The organism is Thioalkalivibrio sp. ALE16, assembly GCF_000381305.1.
GTDB lineage: Bacteria > Pseudomonadota > Gammaproteobacteria > Ectothiorhodospirales > Ectothiorhodospiraceae > Thioalkalivibrio.
The window spans coordinates 213,529-229,572 of record NZ_KB906354.1 but is presented as its reverse complement, the minus strand read 5'-3'; the positions used below and the strand labels follow the sequence as shown (position 1 = coordinate 229,572).

The following is a 16,044-nucleotide window of genomic DNA, read 5'->3' as shown; positions in this document are numbered from 1 at the left end:
CGTGGCGCCCGGGCATCCGCAGGCCGGCAGCGACGCCCATGACCGGGCCATCGCCGCGCTCGCCGCCATCGCGATCGGCATCCAGATCCTCGAGGCCGCGATCCCCAGCCCGATCCCGGGCATCAAGCCGGGGCTGGCGAATATCGTCACCCTGATCACGCTGCTGGCCTTGGGCTGGCGCGCGGCCGTGGCGGTCACGCTGCTCCGCGTGGTCGGAAGCAGCCTGCTGCTGGGGACACTACTGAGTCCCGCCTTCTGGCTGTCGCTGGCCGGGGCCGTCGCGAGCCTCGCCCTGCTGGCGGTCCTGCGCCCCTTCGCCCCCCGCCATGTCGGACCGGTCGGTCTGGGCATCGCGGCGGCGATGGCGCACGTCGCGGGCCAGTTCCTGCTCGCCTGGGCGGTGATCATCCCGCATCCCAATCTGCCCCTGGTGCTGCCCCCGCTGTTGCTCGCCGCCCTGATCACCGGCAGCCTGACCGGTATACTGACCGCCCAGGTCCTCGCCGATCCGCGAATCCAGCGTCATGTCCACACTCCCCAGCCCAGCCAGTAGCCCCCGTCGAACCCGCGCGCTAGTGGGCGTCGGGGCCGTGCGTGGCCGCCCCGCCGGGCCGGAGGCGGCATGACGCCCCACGCCAGTCCGGGCACACCCCCGCCGGAGACGCCGCGCGTGCAGGACCACCTGGGGACCATGATCTTCCTCGCGGTGGTCGCCCACGCGCTGATCATCCTGGGGATCGGCTTCGCGGTCGATCCGATCGAAAGCCCGACCCGCGAACCGCTGGACATCACCTGGGTCACCGACCCCGACGCCCCGCCGCCGGAGCCGGACGAAGCGGTCGAGCACATCGCCACCCGGGACCAGGCCGCCAGCGGCGAGGGCGAGGAGATCCAGGAGGCACAGGCGCCGGAGGCAGAGGATGCCGGGATCGGCGAGCCCGAGCCGGAGGGCCTCGATGCACCATTGCCAGAGGCCGGCCCGCTGGTCATGGACCCGGCACAGCCGGAACCCGAACCGGAACCCGACGCGGTCGCCGCCGACACGCCGGACGCACACGCCGCGGCACCCGAGGTCGCCGACCCCGAGCCGCTGGAGTCCCCCGATGCCGAAGACCGGCCCTCTGCAGCAACCCTGATGAACCGTGGCCTGGAGAGCGCCCGCGCGGCGCCCGCGGAGGAGCGCCAGGCATTCTCGACCCGGGCCAGCCGCACCCGCTACCTCGACAGCCTCGCCGCGCGCAGCGCCCCCGAGGCTGCCTACCTGCAGGCCTGGATCAACAAGGTCGAACGCCTGGGGAACCTGAACTATCCGGACGAGGCGCGGCGGCGCGGCCTGTCCGGGACCCTGGTCCTGTCGGTGCGCATCAACCCGGCGGGCGAACTGCTCGATATCCAGGTCGCCCGCAGCTCCGGGGAACCGGTCCTGGACCAGGCGGCGATCCGCATCGTGGAGCTGGCGGCCCCCTATGCCCCGTTCACCGACGCCATGCGCGAGGAATACGACGAACTGGTGATCACCCGCACCTGGGCCTTCCGCCGCGACCAGATGCAGCAGATCCGCTGACGGATCGGCCCAGCCCCGCCGGCTGCCTTGCGACCGGCCGGGTCAGCATCGATACTGGAGCCATGAATCCGACGACCGCCCGCCACGAGCCCGACAGCCTGCGCGATCACTTCCTGATCGCGATGCCGAGCCTGAACGATGGCTACTTCAGCCATGCGGTCACCTATATCTGTGACCACGACGAAGAGGGCGCGCTGGGGCTGGTCATCAATCAGCCTACCGAGTTCTCGCTGCGCGAACTGCTGGAGCACGTGGAACTGGAGCCCGGCGAGGACCTGCCGGAGATGCCGGTCTACCGCGGCGGGCCGGTGCAGCCGGAACACGGCTTCGTGCTGCATTCCGCCGAGCAGACCTGGCGTGGCAGCCAGCCCATCACCGACTCCATCGTGTTGACCACCTCGCGCGATATCCTCGAGGCAATTAACGCCGGGCAGGGCCCGCGCCGGGTCCTGATCGCGCTGGGCCACGCCGGTTGGGGCCCTGGCCAGCTGGAGAGCGAGCTGGCCGAGAATGCCTGGCTCACCGCCCGCGCCGACGCCGACATCCTCTTTGACCGCCCCAGCGCCGAGCGCTGGCGCGCCGCCGCCGAACTGATCGGCATCGACGTCAATCTGATCAGCTCGGCCTCCGGCCACGCCTGATCGTGGGGCTGCTGGCGTTCGACTACGGGCGACGCCGAATCGGGGTCGCGGTCGGCGAAGAGCTGACCGGCTCGGCCCGCGGCCTGCGCACGTTCGCCAGCGACGCGCCCGACCTGTGGTCCGGCATCGACACGCTGGTGGCGGAATGGGCCCCGGAGGGTTTCGTGGTCGGCTGGCCGACCCAGGCGGACGGCAAGCCCACGCCACTGGCGCGGCGCATCCGGGGCTTCGCCCGCACCCTCGAAGAACGCTACAGGCAACCGGTATACTGGAGCGACGAGCACCTGACATCCCACCTGGCCCGCGAGCGCCGCCGGCCGGGACGCCACGACCCGGGGCTGGACGCCCATGCCGCCGCGGTCATCCTCGAAGGCTGGTTTCTGGAGAACGCATCATGACGCCGGACGTCCCGACCTTGCTCGACGACATGGCCGAACAGGCCCGCCACCATCTCAAGACCCACGGGATCGACCAGCCGATCGTCGTCGGCATCCATTCCGGTGGCGTCTGGATCGCGGAGCACCTGCGCGAACGCCTGGGGGTGGAGCGCCCCCTGGGCAAGCTCGACATCAGCTTCTACCGCGACGACTTCTCGCGCATCGGCATGCACCCGCAGGTACGCCCCTCCGAGTTGCCGGAGGATCTGGACGGAGAGCACGTGCTGCTGGTCGACGACGTCCTGTTCACCGGGCGCACCATCCGCGCGGCGCTGAACGAGCTGTTCGACTACGGCCGCCCCGCCTCGGTAACCCTGGCGGTGCTGGTCGAGCGCGATGGACGCGAACTGCCCATGGAGGCCGCGATCGTCGGGGCCCACATGGAGCTCGGCAAGACCGAACAGATCAAACTGCGCGGGCCCGAGCCGCTGCGCCTGGAGCGGGTCGCCATCGACCCCGAGGACCTGAAGGCCTGAGCCAGCGGAAGCACGACGGATGACCGAGACCCTGATCGCCCACCCCGGCGCGCGCCTGCCCGAACCGGGCCCGCTGCCCAACCGCCTGCAGCTGACCGACGACGGTCAGCTGCGCCACATGCTGACCATCGAAGGCCTGAACCGGGAACTCCTCACCGAGATCCTGGATACCGCCGAGTCGTTCGCCAACATGAACGAGAAGGCGGTGAAGAAGGTCCCGCTGCTGCGCGGCAAGACCATCGTCAACCTGTTCTTCGAGGCCAGTACGCGCACCCGCACCACCTTCGAGCTGGCCGCCAAGCGCCTGTCCGCGGATGTGCTGAACGTGAACATCAACACGTCCTCCGCGGTGAAGGGCGAGAGCCTGCTGGACACCCTGCGCAACATCGAGGCGATGAACGTCGACATGTTCGTCGTGCGCCACGAGGAGAGCGGCACCGCGCACTTCATCGCCCGCCACGTGGCCCCGGGCATCAGCGTGCTGAATGCCGGCGACGGCCGCCACGCGCATCCGACCCAGGCGCTGCTGGACATGTTCACCATCCGCCGCCACAAGGGCGACTTCACCAAGCTGAAGGTCGCGATCGTCGGCGACATCCTGCACTCGCGCGTGGCGCGCTCGCAGATCCACGCGCTGAACATCCTGCAGACCGGCGAGGTGCGCGTGGTCGCACCCTGCTCGCTGCTGCCGGCGGATGTCGACCAGCTCGGCGTGCACGTCTACAACGACCTCGACGCCGGGCTGCAGGATGTCGACGTGATCATCATGCTGCGCCTGCAGCGCGAGCGCATGGAACACGCCCACCTGCCCTCCGAACACGAGTACTACCAGCTGTTCGGCCTGACCTCTCGGCGCCTGCAGCTGGCCCATCCGACCTGCCTGGTCATGCACCCCGGGCCCGCCAACCGCGGGGTGGAGATCGAGTCCGCAGTGGCCGACGGCCCGCACTCGGTGATCCTGGAACAGGTCACCTACGGCATCTCCGTGCGCATGGCGGTGATGTCCATGGTGATGGGGGCCCACCAGGCATGAGCGTGCTGATCGAGAACGCCCGTATCCTCGACCCGGTGGACGGCTTCGACGCCGTCGGCTCGCTGTGCGTGCAGGGCAGCGAGATCCTCGCCCGCGGCCAGGCCCCGGACGGTTTCGAGCCGCGCCGGCGGATCGACGCCAGCGGGCTGTGGCTCATCCCCGGCCTGATCGACCTCGCGGCGCGCCTGCGCGAGCCGGGGCAGGAACACAAGGCCACCGTCGCCAGCGAGACCCTGGCGGCGGCCCGCGGCGGTATTACCAGCCTGGTGGTGCCGCCGGACACCGAACCCCCGATCGACTCGCCCGCCGAGGTGGAGCTGATCAACCGCCGCGCCCGCCAGGCCTGCGGCGTGCGGGTGTACGTGCTGGGCGCGCTGACCCATCAACTGGAGGGCCAGCAGCTCGCCGAGATGGCGGCCCTGATGCAGGCCGGCGCCCGCGGGGTCAGCAACGCCAGCAAACCGCTGGCCAGCCTGCTGGTCCTGCGCCGCGCACTGGAATACGCGACCACCTTCGGCCTGACCATCGTGCTGTCCGCCCAGGACCCGGCCCTGACCGGCTCCGGCTGCATGCACGAGGGCGCGGTCTCCACCCGCCTCGGTCTGGCCAGCATCCCCGAGGCGGCGGAAACCGCCGCGCTGGGCGCCATCCTGGCCCTGGTCGAACAGACCGGCGCGCGGGTCCATGTGGCCCGCCTGTCCACTCGGCGCGGCGCGGAGATGATCACCAAGGCGCGCGCCGAGGGCCTGCCGGTCAGCGCGGACGTGGCCGCCCACCAGCTGTTCCTGACCGAGGTGGACGTCGCGGAATACGACCCGAACTGCCATGTGATCCCGCCCCTGCGGGGCCAGCGCGACCGCGACGGGCTGCGCGCGGCGGTCGCGCGCGGCGACATCAGCGCGATCTGCTCCGACCACCAGCCGCACGAGCCCGACAGCAAACTGGGGCCCTTCGCCGGCACCGAGCCCGGCATCTCGGCGCTGGAGACCCTGCTGCCGCTGACGCTGCGCCTGGTCGAGGACGGGCTGATGAGCCTGCACGAGGCGCTGGCCCGGGTGACCACCGGGCCGGCGGAGATCCTCGACTTTGCCCAGGGCCGCCTGACACCAGGGGCACGCGCCGACTTCGTGCTGTGGGACCCGACCGCGATGCAGGAGGTGCGGCGCGAGGACTGGCTGAGCGCCGGCCACAACACCCCCTTCTTCAACTGGACCTTCTCCGGTCAGGTCCGCGAGACCTGGGTCGCCGGACGCCCGGTCTGGACCCTGCCCACCGAGGGAAACCCCGAGGACACCGTATGACTGCGCGCGAGACCGCCGCCCGCCCCCACCGGGGCACGATCTTCCAGGAAGAGGGGCGCATCCTGGACCACCACGATGCCGGGGCGGACCAATGGATCCTGCGGGTCTTCGCCCCCGAATGTGCCCGCGCGGCCCAGCCGGGGCAGTTCGCCCACCTGCAGTGCGCGCCGCGACTGCTGATGCGCCGGCCGCTGTCGATCCAGCGCGTGGACCGCGAGGCCGGCTGGGTGGAGTTTCTCTACAAGGTCGTGGGAGACGGCACCCGCGCGCTGTCGCAACAGGTCAAGGGCGACACCCTGAGCGTGCTGGGCCCGATCGGCCAGCCCTTCCGCCTGCACCCGGAGCGGCCGAAGCGGCTGCTGCTGGGCGGCGGGGTCGGCATCCCGCCAATGATCTTCCTGGCCCATCGCCTGCACCTGCAGGGCGAGGCCGGACAGACCCACGCGGTGCTGGGCTCCGAGGTCCCGTTCCCGTTTCACGCGCGCCCCTCCGAGATCCTGTGGCCGGGGCTGCCGGACGGCGCGATTGCGACCCTGCCGCTGCTGGAGGACTGGGGCGTGGCCTGTCGCCTGACCTCGAAGGCCGGGCTGCCGGGCGCCTTTGACGGCTTCGTGACCGATCTCGGGCGCGCCTGGCTGGCCGGGCTGTCGCCGGCGGAACGCGACCAGGTGGAGATCTTCGCCTGCGGCCCGCACCCCATGCTCGAGGCCTGCGCGGAACTGGCGGCGGAGTTCGACCTGCCCTGCCAGGTCTCGCTGGAGGAGTTCATGGCCTGCGCGGTGGGCGGCTGCGCCGGCTGCACGGTCCCGGTGCGCACCCCGGAGGGCGTGGCGATGAAGCGGGTCTGCGTGGATGGCCCGGTGTTCGCGGCGGCGGATGTCTTTCCGGAGCCGGAGCGGGCCTGAGGGAAAGACCCTGGCCTGACTTTGGCTGGGGCTTCGCCGGCGAGCCGGCTCCTACTTGTCAGGGAGCTTGAGCTCCTCCTCGGTTTCGTCGGCGGAGGATACACCGCCGCCGAAGTTCAGGCGCCATTCGAGATCGGCGCGCGAGTCGGCCTTGTTCAGGGCCTCGTCCAGCATCACATCTCCGCTCTTGAACAACTTCACGATGGCCTGATCGAAGGTCTGCATGCCCACGGACGCGCCCTTCGCCATCACCTCCTTGATCTCGCTGATCTTCTCGTCCCGGATCAGCTCCGCGATGTAGGACGTATTGATCAGGATTTCCAGCGCGGCGACACGCCGCCCATCCTTGGTCTGCAGCAGGCGCTGGGCCACGATCGCGCGCAGGTTCAGCGACAGGTCCGACAGGATCTGCGGGCGGTTGTCCTCGGGGAACAGGTTGATCACCCGGTCCAGCGCCTGGGTGGCGTTGGTCGCGTGCAGGGTGGTCAGCACCAGGTGGCCGGTATCGGCGTAGGTCAGGGCCGCGCGCATGGTCTCGCGTGAACGCACCTCGCCGACCATGATCACGTCCGGCGCCTCGCGCATGCCCTCCTGCAGGGCATGGTCGTAGCTGGGGGTATCAATCCCCACCTCGCGCTGGCCCACGATCGAACGCTTGTGGCTGAACAGGAACTCGATCGGGTCCTCGACCGTGAGGATATGCCCGCTCTTGTTCGTGCTGCGGTAGTCGATCATCGATGCCAGGGTGGTCGATTTCCCGGTGCCCGTTGCCCCCACGATCAGCACCAGCCCGTCGTTGTGCGAGACAAACTCCTTCAGCACGGGGGGCAGGCCCAGTTGCTCGATGGTCGGGATCGCTACGCGGATGAAACGGATGACCATCGCGACCTCGCCGCGCTGGCGATAGACGTTCACGCGAAAGCGTCCCAGTCCCTCGCGCGACAGGCCAAAGTTGACCGCGGTCTCGCGCTCGAAGATCTCCGCCTGGTGCTCGTTCATCATCTCGCGGGCGATACTCTCGGCCTGGCCCGGGGCCAGCGCCTTGCGCGAGATGGGCTGGAGCTGGCCGTCGACCTTGATGCTGGCCGGCGCGCCGGTCAGGAAGAACAGGTCCGACGCGGCCTTCTGCGCCATCAGTTTCAGGTAGGGCTCAATCTGCAACTGGCTCATAGTCTGTTTCCCTGACCCGACGCGCTAGCGCAGGTTGAAGTCCTCGGCGCGCTCGTCGACCGCCAGACCCTCGCCTTCATCCTTCACCGCGGGCGCGCCGTCATCCTGGGCACGCTGGCTGTCGAGCTTGATGCGCAGGCGCAGATCGTTCACCGAGTCGGCGTTGCGCAGAGCCTCGTCGTAACTGATCTGGCGATTTTCGTAGAGATCGAACAGGGCCTGGTCGAAGGTCTGCATGCCCTGCTCGCGCGAGCGCGACATCAGCTCCTTCATCTCGTGTACCTCGCCCTTCAGGATCAGGTCCGACATCAACGGGGTGTTGATCATGATCTCCACCGCCGGCACCCGACCCTCGCCACTCTCCTTGCGCACCAGGCGCTGCGAGATCACCGCCTTCAGGTTCAGCGACAGGTCCATCAGCAGCTGCTCGCGCCGGTCCTCGGGGAAGAAGTTGATGATCCGGTCCAGCGCCTGGTTGGTGCTGTTGGCATGCAGCGTGGACAGGCACAAGTGACCGGTCTCGGCGAAGGCGATGCCGTAGTCCATGGTCTCGCGGTCGCGGATCTCGCCGATCAGGATCACGTCCGGCGCCTGGCGCAGGGTGTTCTTCAGCGCGATCTCGTAGTTCTCGGTGTCCACCCCGACCTCGCGCTGGGTGATGATGCTCTTGTCGTGCTCGTGCACGAACTCGATCGGATCCTCGATGGTGACGATGTGGTCGGCCGTGGTGCGATTGCGGTAGCCGATCATCGCCGCCAGCGAGGTGGACTTGCCCGACCCGGTACCGCCCACGAAGATCACCAGCCCGCGCCGCTCCTGGGTGATCTTCTCCAGCTGCGGCGGCATCTGGATGTCCTCGAATTTCGGGATCACCGAGTTGATCGTGCGCAGCACCATGCCCGGGCTGCCGCGCTGGGTGAAGACATTCACGCGGAAACGCGACACACCCTGCAGGCCGATGGCGAAGTTGCACTCCTGGTGGCGCTCGAACTCGGCCGACTGCTTGTCGTTCATCAGCGAACGCACCAGCGCCTGGGTGTGCGAGGGCGTCAGCTTCTGCTCGGTCATCGGCACCACGCGGCCGTCGATCTTGGCCGCCGGCGGCATCCCCACAGTAATGAACAGGTCCGACCCGCCCCGGTCCACCAGGGCCCGCAGCAGGTCATGCATGTACTTGATCGCCTTGTCACGATCCATGGCGTTCTCCCCTGATACCCGGTGCGGCGTTCACGCCAAGCGGGCCGTCTCGATCAAATGGAATCCGGGTTGGCAGCCTTGCGGCGAGCATCCTCGCGACTGATCACGCCCTGCGCCAGCATGTCCTTCAGGCACTGGTCGAGCGTCTGCATGCCGGTGCCGGCACTGGTCTGGATGGTGGAGTACATCTGCGCGATCTTGTTCTCGCGGATCAGGTTCCGGATCGCCGGCGTGCCGAGCATGATCTCGTGCGCCGCGATCCGGCCGCCACCGATCTTCTTCATCAGGGTCTGCGCGATGACCGCGCGCAGCGACTCCGACAGCATCGCGCGGACCATGTCCTTCTCCGCCGCCGGGAACACGTCGACGATACGGTCGATGGTCTTGGCCGCGGAGCTTGTATGCAGGGTGCCGAACACCAGGTGCCCGGTCTCGGCCGCGGTCAGCGCCAGGCGGATCGTCTCGAGGTCACGCAGCTCGCCCACCAGAATCGTGTCCGGGTCCTCGCGCAGCGCCGAACGCAGGGCCTCGCTGAAACCGTGGGTATCGCGGTGCACCTCGCGCTGGTTGACCAGCGACTTCTTCGATTCGTGCACGAACTCGATCGGGTCCTCGATGGTGAGGATATGCCCGTAGTCGTTCTCGTTGCGGTGGTTGACCATGCCCGCCAGCGTGGTGGACTTGCCCGAGCCGGTGGGGCCGGTGACCAGCACGATGCCGCGCGGGTAGTTCGAGATCTCCTCGAAGATGCGCGGGGCGCCCAGCTCTTCGAGGGTCAGGACCTTGGAGGGGATGGTCCGGAACACCGCGGCCGCGCCGCGGTCCTGGTTGAAGGCATTGACACGGAAGCGCGCCAGCCCGGAGACCTCGAACGAGAAGTCCGTCTCCAGGAACTCCTCGTAGTCCTTGCGCTGACGGTCGTTCATGATGTCGTAGATCAGGCCCTGGACCTCTTTGTGATCCATAACCGGCACATTCACCCGGCGCATGTCGCCGTCGATGCGCACCATCGGCGGCATGCCGGCGGAGATGTGCAGGTCCGAGGCCCCGTTCTTGACCGCGAAGGCCAGCAACTGCGTGATATCCATGCATCCCCCTGTTGTCGGGCGCCACGCCAAGGCGCGCCAGCACCCGGGTGGCAGCCGCAACCACCACGCCCTGTCGCTTGATGAAGGGCCGCGTAAAAATCCGCGGTGACCTTGTGTTCTTCCGGACTATATCATAGGGAAATGACCACACCAGACCATGCCCTGAGCGCCGTTCGGACCCGTATCGACGCCGCCTGCCGCGAGGCCGGACGCGACCCGGATACGGTCCGGCTGCTGGCCGTCAGCAAGACGCGCGACGCGGACGAGATCCGCGCCCTGCACGCCTGCGGCCAGTCCGCGTTCGGCGAGAACTACGTGCCCGAACTGGTGGACAAGTACGACGCCCTGGAGGCACCCCCCGCGCCGCTCGGACTCGAATGGCACTTCATCGGCGCACTGCAGGGCAACAAGACCCGCGCGGTGGCCGAGCGGGCGGCCTGGGTGCATACCGTCGATCGCGAACGCATCGCGCGGCGCCTGTCGGACCAGCGCCCGGCGGGCCTGCCGCCGCTGCAGATCTGCCTGCAGGTCAACATCAGCGAGGAACCGCAGAAGGCCGGCGTGGCGCCCGCCGAGGCCGCCACCCTGGCCGATGCCGTGCGTGACCTGCCGGGCCTGGAACTGCGCGGCCTGATGGCCATCCCCGCCGCCGAGGACGACCCGCGGCGCCAGCGGGAACCCTTTGCGCGCCTGCGCGCCCTGCGCGATACCCTGAACAGCCAGGGGCATACCCTCGACACCCTGTCCATGGGCATGTCCGGCGATCTCGAGGCCGCGATCCTCGAAGGCGCCACCCTGGTGCGGGTCGGCACCGCCCTGTTCGGCCCGCGTCCACCCAAATAAGGAGTCTGCATGACGGAACACCGCTTCGAGGTCGGCTTCATCGGGGCCGGCAACATGGGCGAGGCCCTGATCCAGGGGCTGGTCCAGTCCGGCCACGCCGCCGAACGCATCGCGATCGCAGACAAGAGCGCCGAGCGCGTGCGCGACCTGCAGGCCCGCTACCCGGGTCTGGCCAGCGCCGAGGCCGCGGAACTGGCCGCCGAAGCCGCCACCCTGGTCCTCGCCGTCAAGCCGCAGACCCTGCCGGATCTGGCCCCGACCCTGCGCGAGGCGGTGTCCCGCGGCGAGCCCCTGGTGATCTCCGTCGCCGCCGGCATCACCACGGCCCAGCTGGCCGGCTGGCTGGGCGACGCCACGCGCCTGGTCCGGGCGATGCCGAACACCCCGGCCTTGGTGGGCGCCGGGGTCACCGGGCTGTACGCCGCCCCCACCGCCGGCCCCGCGGACCACACCACCGCGACCCGGCTACTGGAAGCGGTCGGACGCGCGATCTGGGTCGAGGACGAGGAGCAGATGCACGCGGTGACCGCCACCTCCGGCAGCGGGCCTGCCTACGTGTTCCTGATGATCGAGGCCATGCAGGAGGCGGCGCAGTCGCTGGGCCTGCCGGCCGATACCGCACTGGAGCTGACCCTGGGCACCCTCGCCGGCGCCACCCGCCTGGCCACCGAGAGCGACGAGAGCCCCGCCGAACTGCGCCACCGCGTGACCTCCCCCGGGGGCACCACTGAACGCGCCCTGCAGGTACTGGAGGACGGCGACCTGCGCGACCTGATGCGCCGCGCAATGACCGCGGCCGCCGACCGCTCGCGCGAACTCGGCCGCTGAAACCCCAGGGAGACGCTGATTTAATCGCACGTCCGCGCTCGAGTCGCTTTTGCGTGCGAACAAGGCGCGGTGACTGCCGTGCAGTCATTCTGCACAAGGGAACCGCAACGCCGTGCGCGCGCCCGTTTTTGATCAACAACGGGCGGCCGAGCCCCTGCTTTCAATAGCTTGTGGGGTTGGTGCCCCCCGATTCTGAATGAATATGGCCCGATCCTGCGTTGCGCCGCTTGCGGGTAGAACCACTACCCGCTGCACGACGCGCCTTGTCTCGGAAAACAGGGAGCACCAACGCGGACGTGCGATTAAATCAGCGTCTCCCTAGTTCACCACGAAGCGCACGAAGGCACGAAGAAGGGCCAGGTCAAAAGCGGTCAAACCACAGAGGACACGGAGGTCACAGAGTGGGTTGCAGGGGACGGAATGCGTTGCTGTTGATCCCCGAAGGCTGCTCCTGCGGGCGAGCGTACGCAAACCCCTGTCGCGAGATAACTTCCCGGCAACCACTACCGGGATTCGCTAACGCTGGAGCGACTCCTCGGGGCGCCAGGGCGAGGACAACGGCAAGGTAAGGTTTCCAAGGAATCAGCTAGCTGGATGGCCGGCCGGATATGTTGAGTATCCTGGCGGCAGAGAACGTCCACAGGTGGCGGCCCTGGCAGTGCATCCAGCCAATCAAAACTCCGTGACCTCCGTGTCCTCTGTGGTAAACCGCCCTTGACCTTCTTCGTGCCTTCGTGAGCTTCGTGGTAAAACCGCCCTTGCCTTTCAAAGTCTCGACGTGGGCCGTCAGCGCAGTTCGGCGAGGAGCTGGCGGATCATGCGCTCGGCCTGGGCGCCGTAGCCGCCGCCGAACAAGTGGTCGTGATTGAGGATGTGGTAGAGGTTGTAGAGCGTACGGCGCACGCCATAGCCCGGGTCGATGGGCAGGATCTCCTCGTACGCGGCCACGAAGTCCTGGCCGGGGTGGCCGAACAGCTCCATCATTGCCAGATCGGCCTCGCGGTCGCCGTAGTACACCGCCGGATCAAAGATCGTCGCGCGCCCGTCCGCCAGGAATCCCCAGTTGCCGCTCCACAGGTCGCCGTGCAGCAGCGATGGCTCGGGCCGGTAGTCGACGAAGAAGCCGTCCAGGGAGGCCTCCAGCTCCTCCAGCGCTCCCAGCAACGAGCGCGAGGCCCCGCGCTCGCGCGCCAGCCGGCGCTGGAAGCCCAGGCGCTCGTCGCGATAGAACGAGACCCAGTCGTCGTGCTCGGTATTCGACTGCGGGGTGCTGCCGATGAAGTTGTCGTGATCCAGCCCGAAGCGCGTCCGGGTCTTCTGGTGCATGTCGGCGATCCCGTGCCCCAGGGCCACACCGTCGCGACGCCCGCCCAGCGCGAGATCCTCCATCACCAGGAAGTGGGTACTGCCGGCGGAGCCAGTCCCCACCACCTCGGGGATCTTCAGCCGTTCGCAGCGCGCGAGTTCTTCCAGGCCGCGCGCCTCGGCGGCGAACATCGCGGCGCCATCGCCCCCGCTCAGCTTGACGAAGAAGCGACGCCCGTCGGTCCCGGTCAGGCGCTGCGCCTGGTTGATGGAGCCCCCGGAACAGGCCTGGCTTCCTGTCGGCTCGAACGGCGTTCCGGTATGGTCGGCAATGCACTGGGCCACCGCCGCCGTCACGGCATCGGGGCCCGCTGAATCGAATCGGTTCATCCTCGGCATCCGGGTTGCTCTGCAACATGCAGGGTACCGGCTGACGCAGGATTCGTCAGGAGACCCCCATGGCCTTTCGCAAGCTCGAACCCCTGTGCGACAAGATCGGCGCCGAGCGCATCCGCGCGGTGATCGACGACTTCTACCGCCGCCTCTCGGCCGACCCCGAGATCGGTCATCACTTCGAGCGCATTCAGGACTTCCCGGATCACGTGAACCGGATCGCCGATTTCTGGTACCAGAACCTGGGCGGGCGCCTGGAACAGCCGCCGACCATCGACATGGTCGGCAAGCACGCGCCGCTGAACCTGACCGAGGCCGACCTGGCCATCTGGATGCGCCACTTCAAGGCCACCACCGAAGAACACCTGGAGGCCCCGCTGGCGGCCGAATGGCAACAACTGGCCGACGGCATCGCCAGCCGCATGCGCGAGGACATCATCCGCGGCTAGTTCCAGCACCCTGTTCTTCACCACGAAGCGCACGAAGACACGAAGAAGGTCAAGGGCGGTTTTACAGGAAGAAGGGAAGTCAGGAAGAGGTCTTGTGGGGCGGCTTCGGGGCACGGCCCCGCGCTGTTGCCTTTGCGGTCGCGGCTGACGCCGGCACCCAGCGGCGGCCCCAGGCCCTCAACCCATTTCCCTACTTCCGATCTTCCAACCTTCCTGTGAATCGCTTTTGACCTGACCCTTCTTCGTGCCTTCGTGAGCTTCGTGGTGAGCAGACGCCCTAGCAGGCGTTGTCGGTGTAGCCCGGGGCGTCGCAGAAGGCCCGACTGAGGGTGATGCCCGCATCGCCCGGCAGGGCGGCCAGGTGGCGTTCGCGGCTGGCGGCCAGGCGGTCCTGCGGCGTGACCGGATACAGCAGCGTGGACAGCGACGGCGGCTCCTGCCCCAGGCGCACCGCGTACAGGATACGGTAGGCAAACACCCGGCGAATGTAATCGCGAGTCTCGGAGAACGGGATCAGTTCGGCCCAGATATCCGGGTCCATCGCCCGATCCTCCGGCAGCCAGGAGCGCACGCGGTGGGCCCCCGCGTTGTAGGCCGCGGTGGACAGCAGGCTGTGACCGCCAAAGCGGTCGAGGTTGCGCCGCAGGTAGTAGGTCCCGAGCCGGGCGTTGGTCGCCGGGTCGAGGATGTCCCAGTCGGAATTCACCCGTACCCCGGCCGCCGAGGCGATCGAGCGGCCGGTCGCCGGCATCACCTGCATGATCCCCAGCGCGCCGGCCCCGGAACGCACGTCATGCAGGAACGCGCTCTCCTGGCGCGCGATGGCCATGGCCCAGGCCGGGTCGATGGCCTGTTCGCGGGCCCCGGTCACGATGAGGTCGTCAAAGGCCAGTGGGAAACGCAGCTCGATGTCGTCCCAGTTACGCGCCCGCGCAGCGGTGAAGATGGCGCGGTCATGCCAGCCCCAGTCGGCGAAGGTGCGCGCCGCCGACTCCAGTTCCGGCGTATCCCAGCCCGCGATGGCATGGGTCCACTCGCGGCGGGCCTCGGCGTAGCGATCCAGGCGGACCAGCTCGCGCATGCGCTGCATGCCGGCATGCTCGCGCATGGCCGCCCGCCGCCCGTCGTCCAGCACCAGGGGCTCATGCCCGATGCGGTAGGGCTGGCCCAGCCGGTCAGCGGCCAGGAAGCCGTGGAAGTTGCGCTCGCGGGCGGCGCGCTCGTAGAAGCGACGGGCAGCCTCCAGCGACTCGGTCTGCTCCAGCGCCCGGGCGTACCAGTACTGCCACGCCGCCTCGTCACGCACGTCGCGATCCATGGCGCGGATCGCATCCATCACCGTCGCCCAGTCGCGCTCGTACAGGGCCGCCCGCACCTGCCACTGGCGCAACTGGGTATCGAACACCTCGGGTTCCAGGCGGGCCATGAAGTCCAGGGACTCGGGGCGATACCGCAGGGCCAGACGCAGGGCAAGTGCGTGCTGCACGCGCCCGGCGGCCTCGGTCGACAGCCCGAGCGCGTCCCCGGACGCCTCCCACCCCTCCAGCGCGGCGTCCAGGTCCTGCCGGACCCAGCGGGTAAAGGCCCGCTCCAGCAGCGCCTCGGCCGAGCGGTGATCGTCGGCCTGGAAGTCGACCTCCACCACCCGCGCGGGGCGGCTGGCCAGGTCCAGCCAGCGTTCCGCCCAGCGGCGATCGGCATCCGCCAGATAGCGCCGCAGATAACGGGCAAGACCGGTCTGGCCAGCCTTTACGGCAAGCTCGAAACGCTCCCAGGCAAGCTCGCCGGTCAGACCGTCGGCGTCGCGCCAGGCGGCCAGCACGGGGTCGCAGGCGGACGGACGGGATTGTCCGTGCAACCAGATGGACTCCATGTCTTCCAGCGCGGCATCGCGGTCGCCGGCCTTCAAGAGCGCCTGGCGCCGATAGCAGTCCTGCTCGACCGACAGCGACGGCTTCGCCCCGGTGGCCGCGACAAACTCAAGGTAGTCCTCCCACTGCTCCTCGCGCGCGAGGTGCGTCAGGTAACTACTGCGCAGCCGCGCGGCCAGCGGGGTGTCGTCATGTTCGCGCACGAAGTCGCGCACGGCGTCCGGTTCGGCGCGACCGAGATTGCGCGCGAGTTCGCGGTAATCCAGATAGGGGGTCAGCGGATAGCCGGTCAGGGTGCTGCGCGCGGCGCGGTAGGCGGTCATGTCGCCCCGGTTCAGCGCCCGCTCCGCCAGCAGGAACAGACTGCGCTCGAAGACGTAGCGGTCGTCCTCCGCGGCCGCCGCCGGCAGCGACGCGGCCAAAGCCAGCAACAGGCCGGCGAGCCCGACGATTACGTTCCTGGAAAGGCGCATGCCCTGCCCTCGCTTCAATGGTTGTTCATCATCGGCCAGCCCCGGGGCGCTTGCAACGGCTTCCGGGCGG

16 protein-coding genes are annotated in these 16,044 nt (G+C 68.8%); 11 read left to right on the top strand and 5 right to left on the bottom strand.

From position 1 onward, the window contains the following. Nucleotide 1 precedes the first annotated feature (1 nt). From F627_RS0101125 to F627_RS0101090, 8 genes are all read left to right on the top strand, one after another. A complete protein-coding gene (locus F627_RS0101125) occupies nt 2-553 on the top strand; it encodes a Gx transporter family protein (protein ID WP_018865957.1) in 552 nt (183 codons plus the stop codon). A gap of 69 nt (nt 554-622) precedes the next feature. Continuing rightward, nucleotides 623-1,564, top strand: coding sequence for an energy transducer TonB (locus F627_RS0101120; RefSeq protein WP_018877221.1), 942 nt, complete (start codon nt 623-625; stop codon nt 1,562-1,564). A 62-nt stretch (nt 1,565-1,626) separates the two neighbouring features. Beyond that, entirely contained in the window at nt 1,627-2,205 is a 579-nt protein-coding gene (locus F627_RS0101115) for a YqgE/AlgH family protein (protein WP_018865959.1), read from the top strand. Nucleotides 2,206-2,207: 2 nt separating this feature from the next. Continuing rightward, nucleotides 2,208-2,603 (top strand): Holliday junction resolvase RuvX, encoded by a 396-nt coding sequence (gene ruvX / locus F627_RS0101110; RefSeq protein WP_019583033.1) that lies wholly within the window; start codon nt 2,208-2,210, stop codon nt 2,601-2,603. After that, on the top strand, nt 2,600-3,118 hold the full coding sequence (pyrR, locus tag F627_RS0101105; protein WP_018865961.1) for a bifunctional pyr operon transcriptional regulator/uracil phosphoribosyltransferase PyrR: 519 nt from the start codon (nt 2,600-2,602) through the stop codon (nt 3,116-3,118). Before ruvX ends, pyrR begins: the two co-directional genes overlap by 4 nt. A gap of 19 nt (nt 3,119-3,137) precedes the next feature. Beyond that, entirely contained in the window at nt 3,138-4,151 is a 1,014-nt protein-coding gene (locus F627_RS0101100) for an aspartate carbamoyltransferase catalytic subunit (protein WP_018865962.1), read from the top strand. Continuing rightward, a complete protein-coding gene (locus F627_RS0101095; protein ID WP_019583032.1) occupies nt 4,148-5,452 on the top strand; it encodes a dihydroorotase in 1,305 nt (434 codons plus the stop codon). The genes F627_RS0101100 and F627_RS0101095 overlap by 4 nt, the downstream gene beginning before the upstream one ends. Further along, nucleotides 5,449-6,357: a dihydroorotate dehydrogenase electron transfer subunit gene (locus tag F627_RS0101090; RefSeq protein ID WP_018875957.1), complete on the top strand. Its 909-nt coding sequence runs from the start codon at nt 5,449-5,451 to the stop codon at nt 6,355-6,357. Before F627_RS0101095 ends, F627_RS0101090 begins: the two co-directional genes overlap by 4 nt. Before the next feature lie 51 nt (nt 6,358-6,408). Here the strand turns inward: F627_RS0101090 and F627_RS0101085 are convergent, their stop codons facing one another. From F627_RS0101085 to F627_RS0101075, 3 genes are read right to left on the bottom strand one after another with little or no spacing between them, the layout of a single operon-like run. Continuing rightward, nucleotides 6,409-7,527 (bottom strand): PilT/PilU family type 4a pilus ATPase, encoded by a 1,119-nt coding sequence (locus F627_RS0101085; RefSeq protein ID WP_018875956.1) that lies wholly within the window; start codon nt 7,525-7,527, stop codon nt 6,409-6,411. A 24-nt stretch (nt 7,528-7,551) separates the two neighbouring features. After that, on the bottom strand, nt 7,552-8,724 hold the full coding sequence (locus tag F627_RS0101080; RefSeq protein WP_018865966.1) for a PilT/PilU family type 4a pilus ATPase: 1,173 nt from the start codon (nt 8,722-8,724) through the stop codon (nt 7,552-7,554). A gap of 53 nt (nt 8,725-8,777) precedes the next feature. Then, on the bottom strand, nt 8,778-9,812 hold the full coding sequence (locus F627_RS0101075) for a type IV pilus twitching motility protein PilT (RefSeq protein WP_018865967.1): 1,035 nt from the start codon (nt 9,810-9,812) through the stop codon (nt 8,778-8,780). 141 nt (nt 9,813-9,953) lie between these two features. Between F627_RS0101075 and F627_RS0101070 the strand changes: the two genes are divergently transcribed. Both F627_RS0101070 and proC read left to right on the top strand, forming a co-directional pair. Next, nucleotides 9,954-10,655: a YggS family pyridoxal phosphate-dependent enzyme gene (locus tag F627_RS0101070; RefSeq protein ID WP_019583031.1), complete on the top strand. Its 702-nt coding sequence runs from the start codon at nt 9,954-9,956 to the stop codon at nt 10,653-10,655. A 9-nt stretch (nt 10,656-10,664) separates the two neighbouring features. Next, the gene (gene proC, locus F627_RS0101065; RefSeq protein WP_019583030.1) at nt 10,665-11,483 is read left to right on the top strand and encodes a pyrroline-5-carboxylate reductase; all 819 of its coding nucleotides are present in this window, start codon (nt 10,665-10,667) and stop codon (nt 11,481-11,483) included. A gap of 786 nt (nt 11,484-12,269) precedes the next feature. On the opposite strand, the gene F627_RS0101060 is transcribed toward proC, so the two are convergent. Beyond that, nucleotides 12,270-13,178, bottom strand: coding sequence for a fructosamine kinase family protein (locus F627_RS0101060; RefSeq protein ID WP_018880882.1), 909 nt, complete (start codon nt 13,176-13,178; stop codon nt 12,270-12,272). A gap of 68 nt (nt 13,179-13,246) precedes the next feature. Between F627_RS0101060 and F627_RS0101055 the strand changes: the two genes are divergently transcribed. Then, on the top strand, nt 13,247-13,630 hold the full coding sequence (locus F627_RS0101055; RefSeq protein WP_018879352.1) for a group III truncated hemoglobin: 384 nt from the start codon (nt 13,247-13,249) through the stop codon (nt 13,628-13,630). 277 nt (nt 13,631-13,907) lie between these two features. Here F627_RS0101055 and F627_RS0101050 read toward each other — a convergent pair whose 3' ends face one another. After that, a complete protein-coding gene (locus tag F627_RS0101050; RefSeq protein WP_042835137.1) occupies nt 13,908-15,974 on the bottom strand; it encodes a transglycosylase SLT domain-containing protein in 2,067 nt (688 codons plus the stop codon). Nucleotides 15,975-16,044 lie beyond the last annotated feature (70 nt).